Source organism: Streptomyces catenulae (assembly GCF_000718015.1).
Classification (GTDB): Bacteria; Actinomycetota; Actinomycetes; order Streptomycetales; family Streptomycetaceae; genus Streptomyces; species Streptomyces catenulae.
In genome coordinates this window covers 1-9,766 of sequence record NZ_JODY01000063.1, presented here as the reverse complement: position 1 = coordinate 9,766, position 9,766 = coordinate 1, and the positions used below count along the sequence as shown (strand labels likewise).

Sequence of the window (9,766 nt, the reverse complement as noted above, 5' to 3'; positions counted from 1 at the left end):
GCGCGGGACGGGGGGTTCGGGTCGGGGTGCTCCGTGCGGTGGCGGCGGAACGGTGTGCGGTGCGTCGTGCGTGCCCTCGGTGTCCATCCGGTGCCCCTTGTCCCCCTCGGACTGTGCCTGCGTCGTTCGTGGACCGTGCCCGCGTCGTGGACCGTGCGGGTGCGGTACGCCGCCGCTCAATCTACTGGCCCCGCGCCGTCGCTATGTCCGGCGCGGACAACGCAACACGCGCACTTCTCCCGAACGGAACATGCCAGACCCGGTCCACCGCCCCTAGCCTGCGAGAAAAGACCTTTCGTACGTCCCCTTCCACCCCCAGGAGACTGCCATGACCGAACTGTCCGGAGGCCCCGCCCTCCCCCAGGAGCGTCGCGTCGTCACCGCGATCCCCGGCCCCAAGTCGCAGGCGCTGTGGGAGCGTAAGCAGGCCACCGTGGCGGGTGGCGTCGGTGCGGTGCTGCCCGTCTTCGTCAAGCGTGCCGGTGGCGGTGTCCTGGAGGACGTCGACGGCAACTCCCTGATCGACTTCGGCTCCGGCATCGCCGTGACGTCGGTCGGCAACAGCGCCGAGGCCGTGGTGCGTCGCGCCACCGCGCAGCTCGCGGACTTCACCCACACCTGCGCCATGGTCACGCCGTACGAGCCGTACGTCGAGGTGTGTGAGCAGCTCGCGGAGCTGACGCCGGGCGACCACGCAAAGAAGTCCGCGCTGTTCAACTCGGGTGCGGAGGCGGTGGAGAACGCGGTGAAGGTCGCCCGCGCCTACACCAAGCGCCCGGCGGTCGTCGTGTTCGACCACGGCTACCACGGCCGTACGAACCTCACGATGGCGCTGACCGCGAAGAACATGCCGTACAAGCAGGGGTTCGGCCCGTTCGCGCCCGAGGTGTACCGGGTGCCGGTGGCCTACCCGTACCGCTGGCTGACCGGCCCGGAGAACTGCGCGCAGGAGGCCGCCGAGCAGGCCATCACGCAGATCACCAAGCAGATCGGTGCGGAGAACGTCGCAGCGATCATCATCGAGCCGGTGCTCGGTGAGGGCGGCTTCATCGAGCCGGCGAAGGGCTTCCTGCCCGCCATCGCGAACTTCGCGAAGGAGAACGGCATCGTCTTCGTCGCCGACGAGATCCAGTCCGGGTTCTGCCGCACGGGGCAGTGGTTCGCGTGCGAGGACGAGAACATCGTCCCGGACCTGATCACCACCGCCAAGGGCATCGCGGGCGGTCTGCCGCTGGCCGCGGTCACCGGTCGCGCCGAGATGATGGACGCGGCGCACGCGGGCGGTCTCGGCGGCACGTACGGCGGTAACCCGGTGGCGTGTGCGGCGGCGCTGGGCTCCATCGAGACCATGCGTGAGCTGGACCTGAACGCCAAGGCCCGCCGGATCGGCGAGATCATGAAGGCGCGCCTGGGCACGATGGCGGAGAAGTTCGACATCATCGGCGAGGTCCGCGGCCGCGGCGCGATGATCGCGATCGAGCTGGTCAAGTCCGGTTCGAAGGAGCCGAACGCGGAGGCCACCGCGGCGCTCGCGAAGGCGTGCCACCAGGAGGGCCTGCTGGTCCTGACCACCGGTACGTACAGCAACGTGGTGCGTTTCCTGCCGCCGCTGGTCATCGGTGAGGACCTGCTCAACGAGGGCCTGGACATCCTCGAGGCGGCGCTCGCGGCGCTCTGATCCGACGCCCGTCGGGACGCGGCACCTCCGCCCGGCAGACACAGCACCTCGGCCCGGGGCGCGGCACGGACCGCGTCCCGGGCCGAGGTGCGTGCGGGGCCCCGTGCGTCCGCCCCGTGCGTGGGGACGGGGCCGGGGGTACGGAAGTCCCTTGCAGGTCGGAGGGGTGGCAGCGTGAAGAAGATGTGCGAGGGCGATGGCGGCCGGGTGATCCGACTGTCGGGCGCGTTCCGGGTGCCGTACGGTTTCTGCAGATGAGAGATACACCCCGCTCGCAGGGGACTGCGGGCGACGCCCGGTCGGCGCTTCACCGGCTCCGACCAGGCCGTGCCCTCGCGCACGACTCCGGGGCCTCCGGCTCCGGGAATCCTCACCGATCGGACGGCCGCCCGCCCCAGACCCCCCGGGGCGCGCGGTACCCCGATCCGCGCGGCCGCCTCGGAATCACCCCCCCTGTTCCGAGGCGGCCGATTTCTCTGTCCGGACGCGGTGGCCCCGCCTCCGGGCGCCCCCGGTACCGGTACGCCGCCCAGGTTCTGGGCTGTCTGCTGGTGTTCGCGCTGCTCACCTGGCAGGTGGCCGCGCACGGGGCGCTGCGGACGCTGGACGAGCGGTGCGGCCTGGCCCTCGGTGGAAGCGCCGTTCCGGCACCGGTCGCGCAGTTCTTCGCCGACCTCGGCAACATCTCCGTCGCGCTGCCGGTTCTGCTGGTGGCGGTGGCCGCGGCGCTCCGGCGCCCGGTACGGGCCCAACGGCGCGCACGGGGCGTCGCACGGGGCGCGGGCACCGATCCGCAGGAGGCTCCGCGCGCGGTGGAGAGCCCCGGCGCCGTGCCGGTGCGGCGGTGGCTGCCGCCGGTCGCCGCGCTCGGCGCGATGGTCCTCGTTCCGGCGGTGGTGGTTCCCGCGAAGGTCTGGATCGGGCGGCCGGGGCCGCCGCGCATGGCGGGGGCGCCCCATGACGGTTTCTTCCCCTCCGGTCACGCCGCCACCGCCGCGGTCGCGTACGGCCTCGTGGCGCTGTTGCTCCTGCACGGGCGGCGGTCGTCCGGCCGCACCGTGCGGCGCCCCGGTGCGGCGCTCCTCACCGGAGCCGTCGTCCTGGTGAACGTCGGTGTCGGCGTGGGGCTGGTCCGGCAGGGCTACCACTGGCCGCTGGACGTGGTGGCGAGTTGGTGCCTGTCCGGGGTGGTGCTGACGCTCTGGTCGGCGGTCTGCGCCCGCTGGTACGAGCCCGGGGGCGTGGGACGGGACTGACCCGCGGCCCCGTGCACGGCGCCCGGCGCCCGGCGCCCCGTGCGGCCGTACCCGCCGTGGGACGCCGCGTGCGTGTGGAGAGCGGAGTACGGCCCCGGGCACGGTGCGACGCCGCCGCATGGTGCGGCGCCCGCCGTGCCCGGGCGTCCGGCCCGTGCCCCGTCCGGCGTCCGTTCCCGTCAGGTGTCGCGGGCGAGTACCGCTGCCGCTTCGTGCAGGGCCAGTTCGAGAAGACCAGGGTCGTTGAGCGTGCCCCGGCCATCAGGAGGAACGATCCAGCGGACGCCTCCGGTGGCCCGGCCCGGGTACGGGACGACGATCCAGGTGCCCTCCCCCACGCCCCGTACGCCGGTGCCCAGCCAGCGTGTGGCGGTGCCCGGCGGGACGAAGAAGCCCATCCGGGAGTCGCCGAAGTCGGCCAGGACGGGGCCGGGCCGGGGTGTCACCCACGTCAGGACGTCGAGGGTGGGGTAGCCGAGTCTCCCGTCGACGATCAGTACGTCCCATCGCTGACCGGCCGGAAGGAGAACCACCCCCAGCGGGTTGCGTTCCCATTCCCACCGGCAGGCATCGGGATCGGGTGCCGCCGATACCAGCCACTCCACTGCACGCTTCGCCCCCGCGGCGTTCATGTCTCTCCCTCGCTCTCCCGGCCCGTTCGGGCAGGTCCACGGGGAGAGGGCGCGGGGGCGGCATCCTTACACGGGTCCGTGGAGCAATTTTTCCGCCGCTGTGTGCGGTCGGAAGGACGAGGGTGCGGGACCGCCGTCGCGTACGGGCCCGGCGGGGCGTCGGCCGCACAGCGGCGGCCCGTTCGTACGACGGCTGTCGGCGTACGCGGAGAGGCCCCGCCCCGTGCCGACTGCCGTTCCGGCAGGTGCCCGCCGCATGGGGCGCGGGCCCCATGCGGCGGCACCGGGGCGGGCCCCGTGCGGCCCCGTGCGGCCCGCGCCCGGTCTCAGCTGTCGAAGCCGAGGCCCGCCTTGTCCATCGCCCGTAGCCACAGGTTGCGGTGTCCCTCGCGGGCGTCGGCGCGGGTCATCGACCACTGGGTGATCCCGATCCCGGCCCAGCGCAGCGGTTCGGGCGGGAACGGGAGGGGCTTGCTGCGGACCATCTCCAGCTCGGTGCGTTCGGTGCGCTCGCCGGAGAGGAGGTCGAGCATCACGTCGGCGCCGAAGCGGGTGGCGCCCACGCCGAGGCCGGTGTAGCCCGCGGCGTATGCGACGCGCCCCTTGTGGGCGGTGCCGAAGAAGGCGGAGAAGCGGGAGCAGGTGTCGATGGCGCCGCCCCATGCGTGGCTGAAGCGGACCCCTTCCAGCTGGGGGAAGCACCGGAAGAAGTGCCGGGCGAGCTTGGCGTAGGTGGCGGGGTGGTGGTCGTACTCGGCCCGTACGCCGCCGCCGTAGCGGTAGACGATGTCGTAGCCGCCCCAGAGGATGCGGTGGTCGGCGGTGAGGCGGAAGTAGTGGAAGTGGTTGTTGCTGTCGGAGAGCCCCTGACGGCCGCGCCAGCCGATGGCGGCGCGCTGCTCCTCGGTGAGCGGCTCGGTCATCAGCGCGTGGTCGTAGACCGGGACGACGTACGGGCGGACGCGCCGCAGCAGGGACGGGAAGGCGTTGGTGCCGAGGGCGACCTGGCGCGCGAAGACGCGGCCGTAGAGGGTGCGCACCGCCATGCCACCGCGGTACGGGGCGAGGTCCGTGGCGCGGGTGTGTTCGTGGAAGCGGACGCCGAGGTCACGGCAGGCGCGTTTCAGGCCCCATGCGAGGCGCGCGGGGTTCAGCATGGCGACGCCTTCGCGGTCCCAGAGACCGGCGTGGAAGGTCGGTGAGTCGACCTCGGCGCGCAGGGCGTCGCGGTCGAGGAAGGTGTACCGGTCGCCGTGGCCGAGGCGAGCGGCGTCCTCGGCCGCCTCCTCCAGTTCGGCGATCTGGTGGGGCCGGGTGGCGATGTCGATCTCACCGGTGCGTTCGAAGGCGCAGTCGATGCCGTGGCGGGTGACGGTGTCCGCGATGGCGTCGAGGTTGCGCAGGCCGAGTTCTTCGAGGCGGGCGAGTTCGCCGGGCCAGCGGGCGAGTCCGTTGCCGAGGCCGTGGGTGAGGGAGGCGGCGCAGAAGCCGCCGTTGCGTCCGGAGGCGGCCCAGCCGGTTTCGGCGCCCTCGATGAGCAGGACGTCGCGGTGCGGGTCGCGTTCCTTGGCGAGCAGCGCGGTCCACAGTCCCGAGTAGCCGCCGCCGACGACGAGGAGGTCGCAGTGGGTATCGCCGGTGAGGGCGGGCAGTGCGGCGGGGCGGTCGGGGTCGTCGAGCCAGAACGGGGCGGGGGTGGCGTCCGCGAGGGCGTGGACGGGGGACGGGGCGTTCATGGCAGCTCGTGCCATGGTTCTCAGCTCCTCTTTCTGCGTGCGCCGGCCAGTTGGCCGACGACGACGCACACGACGGCGATGAGGAACATCGCCGTACCGATGACATTGATCTGAACGGGCGTGCCCCGCTGTGCCGATCCCCAGACGAACATGGGAAAGGTCACGGTGGAGCCGGCGTTGAAGTTGGTGATGATGAAGTCGTCGAAGGAGAGCGCGAAGGAGAGCAGCGCGCCCGCGGCGATGCCGGGGGCGGCGATCGGCAGCGTCACCCGCAGGAAGGTCTGTACGGGGGTGGCGTAGAGGTCCTGGGCGGCCTGCTCCAGGCGCGGGTCCATGCTCATCACGCGGGCCTTGACGGCGGTGACGACGAAGCTCAGGCAGAACATGATGTGGGCGATGAGGATCGTCCAGAAGCCGAACTGGATGCCCATGTTGAGGAAGAGGGTGGCCAGTGACGCGGCCATGACGACCTCGGGCATCGCCATCGGCAGGAAGATCAGGGTGTTGACGGTGGAGCGGGCGCGGAAGCGGTAGCGGGCCAGCGCGAAGGCGATCATGGTGCCGAGGGCGGTGGCGCCGAGCGTGGCCCAGACGGCTATCCGCAGGCTGAGGCCGAGGGAGCCGCAGAGGTCGGCGACGCCGCACGGGTCGGTCCAGGCGTCGGTCGAGAAGCGCTGCCACTGGTAGTTGAAGCGGCCGTTGGGCTTGTTGAACGAGAAGACCAGGACGATGACGTTGGGCAGGACCAGATAGGCCAGCGTGCAGAGTCCGGCGATCGTGACGAGGTGGCGGCGGAGCCTGCCGGGGCGCCGCACGGTGCGGGCGCACGGTGCGGCGTCGGTGGTCTCGTGGGTGGTCATCAGACCAGGTCCTCCGTCCCGGACTTGCGGATGTAGAAGGTGACCATGGCGAGGATCGCCGCCATGAGGAGGAACGAGAGCGCGGCGGCGGTGGGGTAGTCCAGGACGCGCAGGAACTGCGACTGGATGACGTTGCCGATCATCTTCTGGTCGGTGGAGCCGAGGAGTTCGGCGTTGATGTAGTCGCCGGTGGCGGGGATGAAGGTCAGCAGGGTGCCGGCGACGACGCCGGGCATGGACAGCGGGAACGTCACCCGGCGGAAGGTGGTGGCGGGGCGTGCGTAGAGGTCACCGGCGGCCTCGTGCAGCCGGGGGTCGATGCGTTCCAGCGAGGTGTAGAGCGGCAGCACCATGAACGGCAGGAAGTTGTAGGTGAGGCCGCAGACCACGGCGAGCGGGGTGGCGAGGACCCGGTGGCCGTCGGTGAGCCCCAGCCAGCTGGTGACGTCCAGGACGTGGAGCGCGTTCAGGGCGCCCACCACGGGGCCGCCGTCCGCGAGGATCGTCTTCCAGGCGAGGGTGCGGATGAGGAAGCTGGTGAAGAACGGGGCGATGACGAGGATCATCACGAGGTGGCGCCAGCGTCCCGCCTTGAAGGCGATGAGGTAGGCGAGCGGGTAGCCGAGCAGCAGGCACAGCCCCGTCGCGGTGGCGGCGTAGAGCACGGAGCGGACGAACTGCGGCCAGTACTGGACGAGCGCGTCCCAGTAGGTGGCGAGGTGCCAGGTGACGCGGAAGCCGTCCTCCAGCGAGCCGGTCTGCAGCGATGTCGACGCCTGGTAGACGAGCGGGGCAGCGAAGAAGACCAGGAGCCAGGCGATGCCGGGCAGCAGCAGCCAGTACGGGACGAGCCGCTTGCGCAGCGGCGGCGTGCGGACCTCGGGCGGCGCGTCCTCGGGGGCGGGCGCGGGAGCCTCGGTGACGGTGCTCATGCGGCCTCCTCGTCGACGTCGGCACCGGCGCTGATGTCCTGGGCGGCGTCGAGGCCGAAGGTGTGCGCGCCGTTCCAGTGCGCGACGACGTCGGCGCCGGGCACCAGGCGGCCGTCGCGGGCGATGTTCTGCTCGTAGACGGCGAGTTCGCCGACGCCGGGGACGTCGAGGAGGTACTGCGTGGAGACGCCGATGAACGCGGCGTCCTTGATGCGGCCGGAGAGCCGGTTGTGGGCCTCGGGGACGGCGTCGTCGGGGTGGGCCAGGGCCATCTTCTCGGGGCGGACCCCGGCGAGGAGCTTGTCCCCCGTGCGGGCGGCATGGGGGCAGCGGCGGGCCGGGACGCGGAGGGCGCGGTCGGCGGCGCGCAGCAGCAGATCGTCCCCGTCGACGCCGGTGACCTCGGCCTCGATGAGGTTGGAGGTGCCCAGGAAGTTGGCGACGAAGGTGGTGGCGGGGTTCTCGTAGAGGTCGGCGGGGGCGCCGAGCTGCTCGACGCGTCCGCCGTTCATCACCGCGACGGTGTCGGCCATCGTCATGGCCTCCTCCTGGTCGTGGGTGACGTGCACGAACGTGATGCCGACCTCGGTCTGGATGCGCTTGAGTTCGAGCTGCATCTGGCGGCGGAGCTTGAGGTCTAGGGCGCCGAGCGGTTCGTCGAGGAGCAGCACCTGCGGGTGGTTGATCAGGGCGCGGGCGACCGCGACGCGCTGCTGCTGGCCGCCGGAGAGCTGCTGCGGTCTGCGGCGCGCCATGGGGCCGAGCTGGACGAGGTCGAGCATCTCCTCGACCTGCTTCTTCACGGATTTGATGCCGCGGCGGCGCAGTCCGAACGCGACGTTCTCGAAGATGTCGAGGTGCGGGAAGAGCGCGTAGTTCTGGAAGACGGTGTTGACGTGGCGCTTGTAGGGCGGCAGGGCGGTGACGTCCTCGCCGGAGAGTTCGACGGTGCCGGTGCTCGGGTCCTCCAGACCGGCGATCATCCGCAGGGTGGTGGTCTTGCCGCAGCCCGACGCGCCGAGGAGGGCGAAGAAGGAGCCTGCGGGGACGGTGAGGTCGAGGGGGTGGACGGCGGTGAAGGAGCCGTACGTCTTGCTGATCCGGCGCAGGCGGACGTCGCCGCCGCTGCCGCTCTGGGGGCTTGCGGTCTTCGTCATGTCGGTCGTCCCGTGTCTCGGAGGTCGAAGCGGCGCATGGGGCAGGGGCATGGGGCCGCGGGGCGGGGGCGGAGGGGCGGCGCACGGGGCGCGGCGCGCGGGGCCCCGTGGGGGGTGCGGGTCAGGCACCGGTGAGGTCGGAGAACTTCCGCGCGTACTCCTTGTTCTCCTCGGTGCTCAGGGCGCGGAAGGCGTGGGACCGTGCGGCCATGCCCTCGTCGGGGAGGATCAGCGGGTTGGCCGCCAGCTCCTTGTCGATCTTCGCGAGTTCGTCGCGGACGCCGTCGACGGGGCAGGTGTAGTTGATGTACGCGGCGAGCCGGGCGGCGGCCTTGGGCTCGTAGTAGTAGTCGATGAGGCGTTCCGCGTTCCGCTTGTGGCGCGCCCCGTTCGGGACCATCAGGTTGTCGGACGAGATCATGTAGCCGGCCTTCGGGACGGCGTAGGCGATGTCCGGGTTGTCCTTCTGGAGCTGGACGATGTCTCCGGCCCAGGCGATGCAGGCGGCGAGGTCGCCCTTGTCGAGGTCGTTGGTGTAGTCGTTGCCGGTGAAACGGCGGATCTGTCCCCGGTCGACGCCCTGCCGGATCCGGGCGAGGGCCGCGTCGTAGTCGGCGGCGGTGACGTCCTCGGGGCGTTTGCCCATGTCGAGGAGGGTCAGCCCGACGCTGTCGCGCATCTCGGAGAGGAAGCCGACGCGCCCCTTGAGGCGTGGGTCGTCCAGCAGTTGGCTGACGGAGTCGACGGTGCGGCCGCCGGTGGCCTTCTTGTTGTACGCGATGAGCGCGGGGATGCCCTGCCAGGGGTAGGAGTGGGCGCGGTCGGGGTCCCAGGCGGGGCGGCGGAACTGTGCGGCGAGGTGCTTCGTGGCGTGCGGGAGGTGGGCGGGGTCGAGCCGCTGGACCCAGCCGAGGGAGATCATCCGGGCACAGAGCCAGTCGGTGAGCACGACCAGGTCGCGGCCGGTGTCCTGGCCCGCCGCGAGTTGGGCCTGGATCTTGCCGAAGAACTCGTCGTTGTCGTTGATGTCCTCGGTGTACCGGACGGTGACGCCGGTACGGCGGGTGAACGCCTCCAGGGTGGGCCGGTGTTTGCCGTCGTCGCTGACGTCCATGTACTCGGTCCAGTTGGAGAAGGCGAGACGTTTCTCCGTGGCCGAGTGGTCGGGGGTCCGGACCGGGTCGGTGCGGCCCGCGGGCGGGATACCGCAGGCGGACAGGGCGAACGAGCCGCCGAGCGCGCTCGCGGCGAGGGCGCCCGCGCGCAGCACGGAGCGGCGGGTCAGGGCGAGTCGGCCGTCGCGCATGCTGCGCCGCACCGCGGCGGCCTCGGGCGGGGAGAGCGGGGCGGGCTGGTGCTGGTGGTGCTCCATGCGCGGAGGGCCCTTTCCAGGTGGACCGGCATGGTGCCGGTACTGACATTGCCGCGCGGCGCCCGCGGCCGGGGGTGGGACGGGCAGGGTGCCGGGCGTCATGCGGGGGTTCTTCTGCGGGGGTGCGGTGGCACGGGGGGGGG

The 9,766-nt window shown here is 71.9% G+C and carries 8 protein-coding genes; 2 read left to right on the top strand and 6 right to left on the bottom strand.

From position 1 onward, the window contains the following. Positions 1 to 328 precede the first annotated feature (328 nt). Complete coding sequence (gabT, locus tag IF23_RS0130560) at positions 329 to 1,678, top strand: 4-aminobutyrate--2-oxoglutarate transaminase (RefSeq protein WP_030289519.1); 1,350 nt, start codon at positions 329 to 331, stop codon at positions 1,676 to 1,678. Positions 1,679 to 2,229: 551 nt separating this feature from the next. Continuing rightward, on the top strand, positions 2,230 to 2,934 hold the full coding sequence (locus tag IF23_RS0130555) for a phosphatase PAP2 family protein (RefSeq protein WP_245655174.1): 705 nt from the start codon (positions 2,230 to 2,232) through the stop codon (positions 2,932 to 2,934). Positions 2,935 to 3,113: 179 nt separating this feature from the next. Here IF23_RS0130555 and IF23_RS0130550 read toward each other — a convergent pair whose 3' ends face one another. The 6 genes from IF23_RS0130550 to IF23_RS0130525 all read right to left on the bottom strand — a co-directional run bounded on the left by IF23_RS0130550 (position 3,114) and on the right by IF23_RS0130525 (position 9,623). Then, positions 3,114 to 3,566: a bifunctional DNA primase/polymerase gene (locus IF23_RS0130550; RefSeq protein ID WP_030289515.1), complete on the bottom strand. Its 453-nt coding sequence runs from the start codon at positions 3,564 to 3,566 to the stop codon at positions 3,114 to 3,116. A 326-nt stretch (positions 3,567 to 3,892) separates the two neighbouring features. Then, entirely contained in the window at positions 3,893 to 5,317 is a 1,425-nt protein-coding gene (locus tag IF23_RS0130545; protein WP_030289513.1) for an NAD(P)/FAD-dependent oxidoreductase, read from the bottom strand. A 5-nt stretch (positions 5,318 to 5,322) separates the two neighbouring features. After that, positions 5,323 to 6,162, bottom strand: a complete 840-nt coding sequence (locus IF23_RS0130540; protein ID WP_030289511.1) for an ABC transporter permease — start codon at positions 6,160 to 6,162, stop codon at positions 5,323 to 5,325. Continuing rightward, a complete protein-coding gene (locus IF23_RS0130535) occupies positions 6,162 to 7,094 on the bottom strand; it encodes an ABC transporter permease (RefSeq protein WP_030289509.1) in 933 nt (310 codons plus the stop codon). The genes IF23_RS0130540 and IF23_RS0130535 overlap by 1 nt, the downstream gene beginning before the upstream one ends. Beyond that, on the bottom strand, positions 7,091 to 8,251 hold the full coding sequence (locus IF23_RS0130530; RefSeq protein WP_030289507.1) for an ABC transporter ATP-binding protein: 1,161 nt from the start codon (positions 8,249 to 8,251) through the stop codon (positions 7,091 to 7,093). Before IF23_RS0130530 ends, IF23_RS0130535 begins: the two co-directional genes overlap by 4 nt. A 121-nt stretch (positions 8,252 to 8,372) precedes the next feature. Continuing rightward, a complete protein-coding gene (locus IF23_RS0130525; protein ID WP_030289506.1) occupies positions 8,373 to 9,623 on the bottom strand; it encodes a polyamine ABC transporter substrate-binding protein in 1,251 nt (416 codons plus the stop codon). Positions 9,624 to 9,766: the final 143 nt, after the last annotated feature.